General features: G+C 68.0%; 14 protein-coding genes. 7 read left to right on the forward strand and 7 right to left on the reverse strand.

From position 1 onward, the window contains the following. Window positions 1–94: 94 nt before the first annotated feature. The 5 genes from VGN58_RS13240 to VGN58_RS13260 form a co-directional block, all read right to left on the reverse strand. Window positions 95–991, reverse strand: a complete 897-nt coding sequence (locus VGN58_RS13240; RefSeq protein WP_327483662.1) for a DUF4097 family beta strand repeat-containing protein — start codon at window positions 989–991, stop codon at window positions 95–97. Between the two features lie 10 nt (window positions 992–1,001). Then, window positions 1,002–1,487, reverse strand: coding sequence for a hypothetical protein (locus VGN58_RS13245; RefSeq protein ID WP_327483663.1), 486 nt, complete (start codon window positions 1,485–1,487; stop codon window positions 1,002–1,004). Further along, window positions 1,484–1,975 (reverse strand): RNA polymerase sigma factor, encoded by a 492-nt coding sequence (locus VGN58_RS13250; RefSeq protein WP_414710822.1) that lies wholly within the window; start codon window positions 1,973–1,975, stop codon window positions 1,484–1,486. The genes VGN58_RS13245 and VGN58_RS13250 overlap by 4 nt, the downstream gene beginning before the upstream one ends. Window positions 1,976–2,797: 822 nt before the next feature. After that, window positions 2,798–4,588 carry a phosphoenolpyruvate carboxykinase (GTP) gene (locus tag VGN58_RS13255; protein WP_327483665.1) on the reverse strand — a complete coding sequence of 597 codons (1,791 nt, stop codon included), beginning with the start codon at window positions 4,586–4,588 and terminating at the stop codon, window positions 2,798–2,800. 552 nt (window positions 4,589–5,140) lie between these two features. Further along, entirely contained in the window at window positions 5,141–5,884 is a 744-nt protein-coding gene (locus VGN58_RS13260; RefSeq protein WP_327483666.1) for a helix-turn-helix transcriptional regulator, read from the reverse strand. Window positions 5,885–5,994: 110 nt separating this feature from the next. Here VGN58_RS13260 and VGN58_RS13265 point away from each other — a divergent pair, with 110 nt between their 5' ends. The 4 genes from VGN58_RS13265 to VGN58_RS13280 all read left to right on the forward strand — a co-directional run bounded on the left by VGN58_RS13265 (window position 5,995) and on the right by VGN58_RS13280 (window position 8,436). After that, on the forward strand, window positions 5,995–6,441 hold the full coding sequence (locus VGN58_RS13265; protein WP_327483667.1) for a hypothetical protein: 447 nt from the start codon (window positions 5,995–5,997) through the stop codon (window positions 6,439–6,441). 7 nt (window positions 6,442–6,448) lie between these two features. Beyond that, window positions 6,449–7,261 carry a DUF2145 domain-containing protein gene (locus VGN58_RS13270; protein ID WP_327483668.1) on the forward strand — a complete coding sequence of 271 codons (813 nt, stop codon included), beginning with the start codon at window positions 6,449–6,451 and terminating at the stop codon, window positions 7,259–7,261. A 161-nt stretch (window positions 7,262–7,422) separates the two neighbouring features. Then, window positions 7,423–7,869, forward strand: coding sequence for a hypothetical protein (locus tag VGN58_RS13275; RefSeq protein ID WP_327483669.1), 447 nt, complete (start codon window positions 7,423–7,425; stop codon window positions 7,867–7,869). Window positions 7,870–7,995: 126 nt separating this feature from the next. Further along, window positions 7,996–8,436, forward strand: a complete 441-nt coding sequence (locus tag VGN58_RS13280) for a hypothetical protein (protein WP_327483670.1) — start codon at window positions 7,996–7,998, stop codon at window positions 8,434–8,436. A 57-nt stretch (window positions 8,437–8,493) separates the two neighbouring features. On the opposite strand, the gene VGN58_RS13285 is transcribed toward VGN58_RS13280, so the two are convergent. Next, window positions 8,494–9,093, reverse strand: coding sequence for a TetR/AcrR family transcriptional regulator (locus tag VGN58_RS13285; protein ID WP_414710792.1), 600 nt, complete (start codon window positions 9,091–9,093; stop codon window positions 8,494–8,496). Between the two features lie 145 nt (window positions 9,094–9,238). Here VGN58_RS13285 and VGN58_RS13290 point away from each other — a divergent pair, with 145 nt between their 5' ends. The 3 genes from VGN58_RS13290 to VGN58_RS13300 all read left to right on the forward strand — a co-directional run bounded on the left by VGN58_RS13290 (window position 9,239) and on the right by VGN58_RS13300 (window position 13,210). Next, the gene (locus tag VGN58_RS13290) at window positions 9,239–10,198 is read left to right on the forward strand and encodes an alpha/beta fold hydrolase (RefSeq protein WP_414710793.1); all 960 of its coding nucleotides are present in this window, start codon (window positions 9,239–9,241) and stop codon (window positions 10,196–10,198) included. After that, the gene (locus VGN58_RS13295) at window positions 10,195–12,672 is read left to right on the forward strand and encodes an acyl-CoA dehydrogenase (protein WP_327483672.1); all 2,478 of its coding nucleotides are present in this window, start codon (window positions 10,195–10,197) and stop codon (window positions 12,670–12,672) included. The genes VGN58_RS13290 and VGN58_RS13295 overlap by 4 nt, the downstream gene beginning before the upstream one ends. A gap of 64 nt (window positions 12,673–12,736) precedes the next feature. Then, entirely contained in the window at window positions 12,737–13,210 is a 474-nt protein-coding gene (locus tag VGN58_RS13300; RefSeq protein WP_327483673.1) for a hotdog fold domain-containing protein, read from the forward strand. 105 nt (window positions 13,211–13,315) lie between these two features. On the opposite strand, the gene VGN58_RS13305 is transcribed toward VGN58_RS13300, so the two are convergent. Continuing rightward, window positions 13,316–13,681 carry a DUF1304 domain-containing protein gene (locus tag VGN58_RS13305; protein WP_327483674.1) on the reverse strand — a complete coding sequence of 122 codons (366 nt, stop codon included), beginning with the start codon at window positions 13,679–13,681 and terminating at the stop codon, window positions 13,316–13,318. Window positions 13,682–13,716 lie beyond the last annotated feature (35 nt).

A 13,716-nucleotide genomic window follows, 5' to 3' on the forward strand; every position in this document is an offset into this window, starting at 1 on the left:
GTCCTACGTCGCTGGGTCCCTGCATTTGCGGGGATGACGGCAAACATCCGGACCGTTCTTCGCGCATCCTGCGGCACTGCGATGCGATCTCTCCTCACTCCACCCGCACCTCCGCACTGCCCGAAAACGTCTCCAGGCTCACCCGGCCGCTGCCGCTGCCATAGGTGGTGGTGAAACTGGCGCCGGGGCCGCGGCGCTTCTCGATGGTCACGCCGGTGGCCTTGAGGCTGCCGCTGAAGCTCTCGCCGCTGACCTGGGCCGACACGTCCCTGGGCAGGCGCAGCAGCAGGCTGCCGCTGACCGACTCCATGCTGATCTCGCCGGCCGGCGCCAGCGCCGTGCTCACGTCGGCGCGGCCGCTGACGGTGGTGGCGCTGAGGTCGCGGATGCGCTCGCCGTTGACGTTCACCTCGATGCGGCCGGAGACCGTTTCCGCGTCGATGTCGCCATTCAATCTGCCGCGCAGCACGATGGCACCGCTGACCGTGCTGACGTCCACGTCCTCGCTGTTGAGGGTCAACGTGGCGCTGCCGCTGACGGTTTCCACCTCGGCCTTTCGCGGTGCGGCGGCGGCGAACACGCTGCCGCTGACGCTGCTGATCGAAAGTTCGCTGGAGGCGACGCCCTCGACGTGCACGTCGGCGGCCACGGACTCGATCTCCAGGTCCGCGCGCACCGGCACCATCACCACCAGGTCGGTGGGGCCGGTCTTGTTGCCGCCCCAGCCGCTGCTCTTCGGATAGCGCACCTCGATGCTCAGCTGGTCGCGCGAGCCGTCGATGTCCAGCCGTTCGACGCCCTTGCCGAGCGTGCCGGTCACCTGCACCTCGTTGCGCTCCCAGCCGCGCACCTCGATGCGGCCCTTGACGTTGCTGACGTCGACCCGGCCGCGCGCCTCGAGCGGGCGGGTCTCGTTGATGGCGCTCTGGGCCAGCGCAGCGGGTGCGACCAGCGCGGCGGCCAGCAGCAGGGCGAAGGAAGACGTACGCATGGGGAACTCCTCAGGTCATGACCGCGCGCTGGGTCAAGGCCAGGCGTCGGGCGTAGGTACGGCGCAACTGTTCCAGCAGGAACCGCGCCTGGGGATCGGTGGCGATGGCGTGGCGGATCTCGGCCGCGCTCTGGTCCAGCGCCTGCAGCGCCGGGGCGTATTCGGGTGATGCCTTGGCCTGCGCGTCCATCTGCGCCAGCACGCCGGTGTAGTCGCGGGTCATCGCGGCGGCTTCGCGCTGGATCACCGCATCGCCCTGCGGTGCGCGTTGCAGTTGCCAGGTCATCGTGACCGCCAGCAGCACGGACGCGGCCAAGGCGAACGGCGCCACGCGGCGATGGCGCTGCACCGGCGCCGGCGCCACTTGGGGCGTAGCGGCCAGCCGCGCCGCGAGATCGGGCCACAGGTCGCGGGCGGGCGGTACGTCCCGGCGCAGGGCACGCAACTGCCAGCGCAGCGCGTCGTCGGACAACGGAGGGGGATCGTGGGGGGTCATGCGTGTGCTCCTAGACGCTCGCGCAGCAGGTGCCGCGCGCGGTGCAGCTGGGCCTTCGAACTGCCGACCGCCATGCCCAGCTCGGCGGCGATCTCTTCATGCTTCCAGCCTTCCACGTCGTACAGCACCAGCACGGCGCGGGCGCGCGGCGGCAGCGTGGCGACGGCACGCTCCAGGTCCATCGACAGTGCCGTACTCTGCCCGGCGCTGTCGGCCAGGCCCAGCCCGTCCAGCGCGTCTTCGTCGTCGTCGAAACGCGGACCCGTGCGCCGGCTGCGCAGCTCCATCAGCGCGGTGTTCACCGCCAACCGGTGCAGCCACGTGCCGAACGCGCTCTCGAAGCGGAACGCCGGCAGCGCCTGCCAGGCCCGCACGAAGGCCTCCTGCACCAGATCCTCCGCGCGCGCGCCGTGCAGCCCGACCAGGCGCTGGATGACGCCATGCACGCGGCCGGCGTGGCGCCGGTACAGCGCCTCGAAGGCCCGCATGTCGCCCCCGGCGGCCGTGCGCGCCAGGGCGATGTCCTGGGCGGCAGCGTCCTCGGGCGTGAGGTTGTCGGCGAACGGTTCGATCACGGCATTCAGCATACTGACTGGGATGCCGGCGAGTGCGCAGGGGTTTAGAGGGGCGGCAGTCTTTTTCGCAGTCGTTGCCGGACGGGGCGAATTCGAGTGGACAAGGGGTAGACCCCTCTCCCACCGGGAGAGGGGCTTGAAGCGCTCGGTGCTCCATGCGCCCAGGGAAGCCCAGGAGCCTCCCATCGAAGCAGCCCGAAGGCACGCAGGACAGAGCCCCTCTCTCATCGGGAGGGGGGGGGTTGGGGTGAGGGTTGGCGAAGTCAAAGTGCTCCTGCACGCCCAGGCAACGGCTACGTCCGCGATGCGCTTCTGGCCAGCAAGATGGCGGCCCCGAGACCACCGCTCCGTTGGCCCTCTCCCCAACCCCTCTCCCGCGGGGAGAGGGGCTTGAAGCGCTCGGTGCTCCATGCGCCCAGGGAAGCCCAGGAGCCCTCCATCGAAGCAGCCCGAAGGCACGCAGGACAGAGCCCCTCTCCCACCGGGAGAGGGGTTGGGGTGAGGGTTGGCGAAGTCAGAGTGCTCCTGCACGCCCAGGCAACGGCAACGTCCGCGATGCGCGTCTGGCCAGCAAGATGGCGGCCGGGAAAACGCCGCTCCGTTGGCCCTCTCCCCACCCCCTCTCCCGCGGGGAGAGGGCTCAATCCGCCACGCGCTAAGCAAAGAAAAAGCCCCGCGGCGTCCCGGGAGGACGCGGCGGGGCTTGCGCAGGAAAGGGATGCGCGAGGCGGGGAATCAGTTCGCGAGTCGGGCGGCAATGCGCTGCTGCTCGTCCTTCAACGCCTGCGGGGTGCGGTCGCCGAACGCCTGCAGGTACTCGCCGATGCTGGCGAACTCGGCCTGCCAGCCGGCGCGGTCGAAGCCGAACAGCAGCTCGTGCGCTTCATCGCTCAGCGCCACGCCGTCGAGGTTGAGGTCCTCGGCGCGCGGCAGGTGGCCGATCGGGGTTTCCACCGCGTCGGCCTCGCCCTCGACGCGCCGGATCATCCACTCCAGCACGCGCAGGTTTTCGCCGAAGCCGGGCCACAGGAACGTGCCGTCGCTACCCTTGCGGAACCAGTTCACGTGGAAAATCTTGGGCAGCTTCGCGCCGGCCTGGTCGAACGACAGCCAGTGCGCGAAGTAGTCGGCGAAGTTGTAGCCGCAGAACGGCTTCATCGCCATCGGGTCGCGCCGCATCACACCGACCGCGCCGGTCGCGGCGGCCGTGGTCTCCGAGCCCATCGCCGCGCCGACCAGCACGCCGTGGGTCCAGTCGCGGGCCTCGAACACCAGCGGCACCAGCGAAGCACGGCGACCACCGAACACGATGGCACTGATCGGCACGCCCTGCGGGTCTTCCGCCTTGGCGGAGTAGCTGGGGCACTGCTTGGCCGACACGGTGAAGCGCGAGTTGGGGTGCGCGGCCGGGCCGTTGGCCGGGTCGTACGGACGGCCCTGCCAGTCGAGCGCGGGTGTCCGCGTGTCCAGGCCTTCCCACCACGGCTCCTGCTCGTCGGTCACGGCGACGTTGGTGAAGATGGTGTGGTGGCTGATCGTGGCCAGCGCGTTCGGGTTGGAGCTGTCCGAGGTGCCGGGCGCCACGCCGAAGAAGCCGGCTTCCGGGTTGATCGCATACAGGCGGCCGTCGGCGCCCGGGCGCATCCAGCAGATGTCGTCGCCGACGGTCCACACCTTCCATCCGGCCTGGCGATAGCCCTCCGGCGGGATCAGCATGGCCAGGTTGGTCTTGCCGCAGGCGGAGGGGAACGCGGCGGCGACGTAATGCGTCTCGCCCTGCGGGTTCTCGATGCCCACGATCAGCATGTGCTCGGCCAGCCAGCCTTCATGGCGCGCCTGGTGCGAGGCGATGCGCAGCGCGTGGCACTTCTTGCCCAGCAGCGCGTTGCCGCCGTAGCCGGAGCCGAAGCTCTTGATGGTCAGCTCGTCGGGGAAATGCATGATGAAGCGGCGGTCCGGGTCCAGCTCGCCGGTGGAGTGCAGGCCCTTCACGAAGGTGCCTTCCCGCTCGATCCGCGCCAGCGCCGGTGCGCCCATGCGGGTCATGATGCGCATGTTCGCCACGACGTAAGGCGAATCGGTGATCTCCACGCCGCAGCGCGAGAGCGGCGAATCGATCGGGCCCATGCAGTAGGGAATCACGTACAGCGTGCGTCCACGCATGCAGCCGGCGAACAGCGCGTCCATCTTCGCGTGCGCCTCGGCCGGGGCCATCCAGTGGTTGTTGGGGCCGGCGTCTTCCTGCTGCGGGGTGCAGACGAAGGTCAGGTGCTCGACGCGTGCCACGTCGCTCGGGCTGGAACGGTGCAGCCAGCTGTGCGGGTGGGTTTCCGGGTTCAACGGCAGCAGGGTGCCGTCGGCCAGCAGCTGCTTCGTCAGCCGCGCGTTCTCGGCATCGCTGCCATCGCACCAGTGGATGTGGTCGGGCCGGGTGAGCGCGGCGACTTCCGCAACCCAGGCGTTCAACGCGGGCAGCGAACTGCCCGGAAAATCGTTGCGTTTGAAAACATCGACCGCTGCGTTCATGCCCCGCCCTCGAGAAGTGAGACCAAAATGATACCAATGTCTTGTCCCGCTGACGAGGAGAACGCCGTCGGGACCGGTGGCCGGTCAGACCGACAGATGCGGGCCCGCCCCGCCGTCGCCCCTCGTGGCAGTCTCACGGATCGGCGAGAGCGCCGAGGCGCGGAGCCCCGTGCCACGTCGATGGAGCTCGGAACCTCGCCACTGGCGATCAGAGCGCCATCGATCGGGCGCCACGCCTCGTGGACGGGGCTCCGGACCCCATGGATCGCCCCCGGAATGCCAACGGCGGAGCCCTGCACCCTCGTCGATGGCGTTCAGAAAGCCATCGATGGCACGCGCGGAGCCATCGATCGGGCAGTGAGCGTGGCCGATCGGGCTCGGAGCGACGTCGACGGCGCTCAAAGACCGGACGACGAGGCTCGAAAGGCCATCTGGACGGAGCTCGGAGCTCCGCCGGCAGAGCTTGGAGGGCGGGACACGGAGCGCTGAACGCCATCCATGGGATTCCGAGCCCCATCGTCGGGATTCCGCGCCCGATCTCCGCCCGTGGGCCTATGCGTCGCGCGAGCGCCGGTAGGGATTGAACAACTGCAGCAGCCAGGGCTTCTGCGCCAGCACCAGACTGACGCCCACGCGGTCGTCGGCCGGCAGTGTCGCGTCGCGGGCCAGCAGGGCATCGAACTCGCGCGCGACCTCTTCCAGCCGTTGCCGCAGCTGCTTCACGCCGTCGATGCTGAGGCTGCCGCTCAGCAGCAGCAGCGCGTCCTGTTCGCCATCGAAGGGATCGGCGAAGTAGTCGGTCAGCAGGGTGTGGCGGAAATAGCGCTCCATCGGTCCGTCCGCGCGCCAGCGGAAATTGCGCGCGGTCAGCGCGCGGCCGCGGTTGCCGGGCATCAGTTCGATGATCTCCAGCCGGTCCAGCTTCACCAGCAGCCCGGTCCACTGCGCGGGGGTGAAGCCGAAGTGGCCCATCACGTCGTCCTGCCGCCAGCGGTTGAGGGTGAGGAACAGCGCCATCAGCAGGCGCGGATCGTCCACCAGCGCCTGTTCCTGCGCCTCGCTGAGCTGGGCCATCGCCTTGCGCCCACGCGACGCCTCCGCGCTGAGCTCGGCCAGGCCGACATCGAGCACGTCGCAGATCTGTTCCAGCCGCTGCAGGCTCATCGCGCGGCGCGAGAACATGCGCTTGACCGCCGCTTCGCTCATGCGGATGCGCGCGGCCAGCTCGCGGTAGGTCAGATTCTGCGCGCGCAGGCAGCGCTTGAGGGCATCGACGAGATCGACGGACACGGCCATCGGTAGCGCATTCCTATACCGGGTGTTGCGCCGGAGCTTACCTCGTCGATGCAGGTTGAACACGGGCAGCGACCACGACCAAGGTGCGCCGACTCCGGAGGAACCCCGTCATGACCCGCCTGATCGCCCGTTCGCTGACCCTTGCCCTGGCCACCGCGCTGTCCGGCGGCCTGGCGCTTCCCGCGCAGGCGGCGCCGCAGTCCGACGGCGCCAGCCGGCTGTCGCAGGCCAGCCTGGACGCATCCCTCGAGGTGCCCATCGCGGTGATCCATGCGCTGGGCCACGGCGCTTCGGCCGTGGTCACCGGCGTGGCGGTGGTGGCCGGCAGCGTGGCGGTAACGGTGTCCGTGGCGGCGGCAGGCGTGGTGGCTGGTGCGTCGTTCGTGGTCTACCTGAGCGCGGAAGCCATCATGCGGCTGGGCATCGCGGTGGGCACGGCGATCAGCGTGGCGGCGGTGGCCACGGGCTGGATCCTCAGCGCCGCCGGCGAAGCGCTGTGCTTCATCGCCAACGATGCTGCACGCCCGCACATCCACAGCCATCGCTATGGCGGGTGAACGGATGATGCGCGCGCTCGCGATTGTGTTCGTCTTCGTCCTCGCGCTGCCAGGGACGGCACGCGCGGGCGATGCCTGCCGCCAGATGGAGATGCCGCCCTACAAGGTGGCCGAGGCGGCACGCACCGCACTGCTCGCCGCGCAGCAACTGGACGAGTTGGATGCGCCGGTCGCATTGCTCGCGCGCGTCGGCACCGACCTGTCGAAGCAGGGACTGGTCTACAGCCATGCCGGCTTCGCGGTGCGCGACCACGCGCACGGGCGCTGGACCGTCGTGCACCTGCTCAACGAGTGCGGCAGCGACCGCTCCGGACTGTATGCGCAGGGACTGGTGAACTTCTTCGCCGACGACCTGGTGAACCAGGACCTGCGCATCGTCTGGTTCGCGCCCGACGTCGCCGACCGGCTAGCGCAACGCCTGCAGCAGATGCCGCGCCACAGCCTGCACCACCCGCGCTACAACCTGATCGCGCGTCCCGGCAGCGACGACTACCAGAACTCCACCGCGTGGATCGTGGAAGTGATGGCCGCCGCGCTGGCCGACCGCGGCATCTACGACCGCCGCAGCGCGTACGCGTTCGCGCGCGGCGACGGTTTCGTGCCGGACATGGTGCACATCGCCTATTCCAAACGCGTGCTCGGCGGCCTGTTCTCCGCCAACACCGACTTCACCGACCACCCCGTCGGCACGCGATTGTCCGGCGACTATCCCGTCGTCACCGTGCGTTCGATCTTCCGCTGGCTGGAACGCAGCGGGTATGTGCGTGAGCAGCGGGAATGGCGGGGTGGTGTGCGGCAGCGGGCGATGGGGCCGGCGTGAGGATCCCGAGCTCCGAAAACGTCCGACGTTAACAACGCGGGATGATGTGATGGGCTTCGATGCCGGCGTTTTCGGGCTCGCAGAGGTGCCGCGTATGCGTTTATCGGAATCACGGTCCGTACCCCTCACCTACATGATGGTTAGGCGCCAAAGGAGGATGAATGATCGTTGCAGCACTTTTCGCGATGTCCGTCGCCGCCGGAGATGACACAGCGTTTGAGCTGGCAGGGACTCGCATCGGACTTGGCTACACGGAGCTTCGGCAGCAGCGCCCGGAGATGCAGTGCGATGTTTCGTGCGTGGACCCCACGGCCAAGATGCTCGGACATCCAGGCAACCTCTGGGTAGGCATCGGTCACGGAGCAGTCAACCAGTTGGCATTCCGGTTTGTTCCCGCACTCACGGACCAGGAAGCGACGTCGGTGTCCAGCGCATACCAAGCGCGCTATGGTGAACCCGCGCGACGCAACGCGCTTGACGGCTGCGAAGAGTGGGATCGAGCAGGTGGCGCTATCGTGCTGTGCGTCAGGAACGGTCTTTCGCTCACCTACTGGAAAGACGAAAACTGGGGCGTGACCAAGAGCGTAATCCCGGATGCTGCGGAGTGATTCAATGACGCCGCCCCTGTCTCGCGGCGCATCTCGAGTCTGGTCTGTAGGGTGGGCCTTGGCCCACCATCCACACCACGTGGCTCCACTGCATGTGTCCCGGACAACGTGAACAAGGGGTCGTCGATGATTGCCAAATGCGTTGCCTTACTGACGACGCTCCTGCTGGCTGGCTGCTATATGGTCAGCTACGAAGATGTCAGCAACGATCCGAAGTACGCAGGATTCGTAGGCGCCGAGTACAGGACGACGGCCGACATGACGGCCTATCGCGTGAGCATGGATCAGAACTACGGTCCGTCTCCGAGCATTTACAAGATTGTCCAGCCGCCCGGCTTCGATGGACCGGAGGTCATGTCGCGGACACGCTTCCCCGAAGGGTCGACGATCGAGGTCCTGACGATCCAGCGATGCACGGATTGCTTTCTGGATACCAAACCGAGAGTACACGCGACGGTCCGCGTCACCTCGACGACGCAGTTCGATGATCTGGAAGTACGCGCGGATCTGGGCCTGCTGTCTTCGCACATGCAGGCCATGCGACAGCAAGATCCGGGCAGCCGATAGTCGTCACGGGAACCGCCAATGCCTTGGCCGCCGCGTGGGCCAAGGCCCACCCTACGGTCAGGTCGGGATCAGCGTCGAGATGACGTGTTCGAGGTAGGTCTCGAATTCTTCCGAGGTCATGCGCGGCTGCTGCAGTTGCAGCGACAGCTGCAGGAAGCCGACGTAGGCGGCGTACGCCAGGCGCGCACGGTGGGTGGCATCGGTGCGTTGCAGGCCGGCCTGGCGGAACATCGCCACCAGGTAATCGAGGCGGCGCTGGGAGATGCGGTCGATCACCGGCTGCACGGCCGGATGGTCCAGCGCCTTCAGCAGTTCGCTGTAGATGATGTGGGGCTTGACCTCGTGGCCGACCAATTGGAACAGGGCGCGCAGGCGCTCGCGGGGATCGGCGACCTTCTCCAGGCTGCCGAAGATGTTTTCCTGCTCACCGACTTCCCAGCGCTCCAGCGCCGCCTGCAGCAGCGCGTCGCGGGAGGGGAAATGCCAGTAGAAGCTGCCCTTCGTGACCCCCAGCCGCCGCGCCAGCGGCTCGACCGCCACGGCCGAGACACCCTGTTCGGCGATCAGGTCGAGCGCCGCCTGCGCCCAGTCGTCGGCACTGAGGCGCGCGTTGCGGGCGGGAGCAGCGGCAGGCGATTCCGGGCTGGGTGTGTTCATGTTCCGCATTTAACCATACGCCGAGGTGTGTAGCGGTATGTATGTTGCGTCGCACAACAAATAAAGGCAAATCAATCGGTTGCATGTGAAATCCGAATGGGAAACCGATTGACTGCTCTAAATGCGACAACCCATACTAGCCCGTATGGTGACACCTACCCCTCCGGCTTCCATCACCGCCTCCCGCCTGTCCGGCGCCGGCGTCGATCGCGCGGCGAACGGGCCGGGGGATGTCGCGCTGGCGATCCGTCGCTTTGCCTCACCCGGTCCCCTGCAGGCGCACCCTGCCCTCATCTATGCGCATGGCTTCGGCCAGACCGGCGGCGCGTGGAGTCGCACGGGGGAGCGGTTGGCCGCGCAGGGCTATGCCGGCCTGGCGTACGACGCGCGTGGCCATGGCGAGTCCGACCGCAACGCCACCGACCTTCCGTATACCGGCGACCAGTTCGCCGATGACCTGATCGTGGTGGCCGGAGAACAACCGGAGCCGCCGGTGCTGGTGGGCGCGTCGATGGGCGGACTGTTCGGCCTGATCGCGGAGTCACGCTGGCCCGGCCTGTTCCGCGCCATGGTGCTGGTGGACATCACCCCGCGCTGGGAGCCCGCCGGCCTTGAGCGCATTCTCGCCTTCATGACCGCATTCCCGGACGGGTTCGAGTCGCTCGACCACGCCGCCGACACCATCGCCGCCTACCAGCCGCAGCGCCGCACGCGCAAATCCGCCGACGACCTGCGCGAACTGCTGCGCGAAGGCGAGGACGGGCGCTGGCGCTGGCACTGGGACCCGCGTCTGGTCGACGAACTGGCGCGCGACAGCGCGCAACACCAAGACGCCATCGCCGAGGCCGCCCGCCGGGTGCAGTGCCCGGTGCTGCTCATCAGCGGCGGCCGCAGCGACCTGGTGTCGGAAAAGACCGTCGAAGAGTTCAAGTCGCTGGTACCGCATGCGCGCCACGTGCACCTGCCGCAGGCCACGCACATGGTGGCTGGCGACGACAACGACGCGTTTACCGCCACCGTGCTGGAATACCTGGCAAGCCTGTCGGCCGCGCCGGGCCATGCCGAATCCGATGTAACCGAATCCGTGTCCGGAGCAACCCCATGAGCATCGTCATCCCCTTCCTCGCCTTCCTGCTGGCGGGCGCGTTCGCCGCCTATCACCGGCTGAGGCTGGCCTACTGGGCCGCCATCACCGCCAGCCTGCTGGTCGCGTGCTGGCTGCTGGGCGCCAACCCCACCGCCACCATCGTCGCCGCGCTGGTCGTGGTGGCGATCGCCGTTCCGCTGCTGATCCCGGCCATCCGCAAGCCGCTGATCACGGCACCGGCACTGGGTTTCCTGCGCCGCGCGCTGCCGCCGCTGTCGCAGACCGAACGCATCGCGCTGGAAACCGGCTCCGTCGGTTTCGAGGGCGATCTGTTCACCGGCGATCCGGACTGGAACAAGCTGCTGGCCTACCCCAAGCCGCAGCTCACCGCCGAGGAACAGGCCTTCCTCGATGGCCCGGTGGAAGAACTGTGCCGGATGACCAACGACTGGGAAATCACCCACGTCCACGCCGACCTGCCGCCGGAGCTGTGGGATTACATCAAGAAGAACAAGTTCTTCGGCATGATCATTCCCAAGCAGTACGGCGGCCTGGGCTTCTCCGCGCTGGCGCACCACAAGGTGATCCAGAAGATCGCCTCGGTCAGCAGCGTGGTCAGCTCCACCGTCGGCGTGCCCAACTCGCTGGGCCCGGGTGAACTGCTCAACCACTACGGCACGCAGGAACAGAAGGACTACTACCTGCCGCGCCTGGCGATCGGCCAGGAAGTGCCCTGCTTCGGCCTGACCGGTCCGTTCGCCGGCTCCGATGCGACCTCGATCCCGGACTACGGCATCGTCTGCAAGGGCGAGTGGAACGGCGCCAACGTGCTGGGCATCCGCCTGACCTTCGACAAGCGCTACATCACCCTGGCACCGGTCGCCACGCTCATCGGCCTGGCGTTCCGCATGTACGACCCGGACGGCCTGATCGGCGACACGCGCGACATCGGCATCACCCTGGCGCTGCTGCCGCGCGATACGCCCGGCGTGGATGTCGGCCGCCGCCACTTCCCCCTCAATTCGCCGTTCCAGAACGGCCCGATCCATGGCCGCGATGTGTTCATTCCGCTGAGCCAGCTGATCGGTGGCGTGGAGATGGCCGGCAAGGGCTGGAACATGCTCAACGAGTGCCTGGCCGTCGGCCGCTCGATCACCCTGCCCTCCACCGCCAGCGGCGGCGCCAAGTTCGGCGCGCGCGTCACCGGCAGCTATGCGCGCATCCGAAAGCAGTTCGGCCTGTCGGTCGGCCGCTTCGAGGGCGTGGAGGAAGCGCTGGCGCGCATCGGCGGCAAGGCGTACGCGATCAGCGCGCTGTCGCAGGCGACGGCGGCCGCCGTGGACCGCGGCGACGTGCCGTCGGTGCCGTCGGCCATCGCCAAGTACCACTGCACCAACATGGGCCGCGATGTCGCCAAGGACGTGATGGACATCGTCGGCGGCAAGGGCATCATCCTGGGCCCGCGCAACTTCGCCGGCCGCGCGTGGCAGGCCTCGCCGATCGCCATCACGGTGGAAGGCGCCAACATCATGACCCGCAGCCTGCTGATCTTCGGCCAGGGTTCGATCCTGTGCCATCCGTACATCATCAAGGAAATGCGCGCGGCGCAGGATCCGGATACCCGCGCCGGCGTCAACCAACTGGATGCCGTGCTCTACCCGCACATCGGCGGCGCGATCTCCAATGCGGTGCGTTCGTTCTGGTTCGGCATCACCGGCTCGAAGATCGGTGCGGCGCCGGGCGATGCGTACACGAAGAAGTTCTTCCGCAAGCTCGACCGCTACGCGGCCAACCTGGCGCTGCTGACCGACATTTCGCTGGGCGCGCTGGGCGGCAAGCTGAAGTTCAAGGAGTCGCTGTCCGGTCGCCTGGGCGACGTGCTGAGCCATCTGTACATGATGAGCGCGGTGCTCAAGCGCCACCACGACGAGGGCGCCCCGGAAGCCGACAAGCCGTTGCTGGCCTGGGCGTTCCACAACAGCGCGTACGAGATCGAGCTGGCGCTGTCGCAGGCGCTGCGCAACTTCCCGATCAAGCCGCTGGGCTGGCTGCTGTGGCCGGTGGTGTTCCCGTTCGGCCGCCGCGCGGTGGCCCCGGGCGACCGCCTGAGCCACCGCGTCGCGATGCTGCTGATGGCGCCGAACGAGGCGCGCGACCGACTGGGCCAGGGCGTGTTCCTGACCCCGTGCGAGAACAACCCGGGCGGCCGCATCGACAGCTACCTGGCCGCGGCGGTCGCCGCCGAGCCGGTGGAGCGCAAGTTCCTGAAGGCGCTGAAGACCAGGGACATCGAAGCCCTGGACTACGGCGCACAGCTGGACGAAGGCGTGCGCGAGGGCTGGATCACGGCCGACGAGCGCAAGCAACTGGAAGAACTGCGCGCGCTCACGCTGGACACGATCATGGTGGACGACTTCGACGTGCACGAACTGCGCGCCGCCAGCTTCTACGACCTGCCGCAGCACAAGCGCCAGCCGCGCGAAGCGGCCTGACGCACCATCCCGGCAACGATCACGACGGCGGGCATGTCCCGCCGTCGTCGCGACAGGAGTTCCGATGAGCGCCGATGTCCTGACGATATACCGCAGCCTGAGTCGCAAACCCCTCGGCCACTGGCTGTTCTCGCGCCTGATCTGCTTCAAGGCGCCGTATTTCGGCAGCATCGGCCCGCGCATGGTGCGGCTGGAACCGGGCCGCGGCGAGGCGACGATCCGGCACCGGCGCTCGGTCACCAACCACCTGGGCACCGTGCATGCGATCGCGCTGTGCAACCTGGCCGAGTTCGTCGGCGGGCTGACCACCGACGTCAGCATCCCGCGCTCGATGCGCTGGATTCCCAAGGGCATGACGGTGGAGTACCTGAAGAAGGCCGTCGGCACGATGCACGCCGTGGCCACGCCGGCGTTTGAGCCGCGCGAATCGGAGGAAGGTTACGACCTGCCGATGGACGTGGTGGTCAGCAATGCGCAGGGCGAACCGGTGTTCCGCGCCCGCATCGGCATGTGGGTGTCGCCGAAGCCGCCGCGCTGAGGCATTGCCCATGTAGGAGCGACGTCAGTCGCGACCGCAAGGCGTCCGTCACGCGGACAAGCGGCAAGGGATATTCGAGACATGCGGTCGCGACTGACGTCGCTCCTACAGCATCCCTTCCCGGAGAAGCCACACCGCCACCAGCGCCGCGATCGCCGGGACGCCTTGCACGTATAAGATCCGCCGACTGACGCTCCAGGCGCCGTAAAGCGCCGCCACGATCACGCACAGCAGGAAGAAGACGACCACGTTCCATTGCGTGGTCGCCAGGCCCCACAGCAGGCCGGCGGCAAGGAAACCGTTGTAGAGGCCCTGGTTGGCCGCCAGCACGCGCGTGGTCTCCGCCTTCTCCGCCGTATTGCGGAACGTCTTCAGGCCCAGCGGCCTGGTCCACAGGAACATCTCCAGGACCAGGAAGTACGCATGCAGCGCTGCCACCAGCACTACCAGTACCGTCGCGATCGTTCCCATTCCCGTTTCCCCCGCCGTCGTGTCGCCGCAGCATA

Source organism: Pseudoxanthomonas sp. (genome assembly GCF_035999195.1).
GTDB lineage: Bacteria > Pseudomonadota > Gammaproteobacteria > Xanthomonadales > Xanthomonadaceae > Pseudoxanthomonas_A.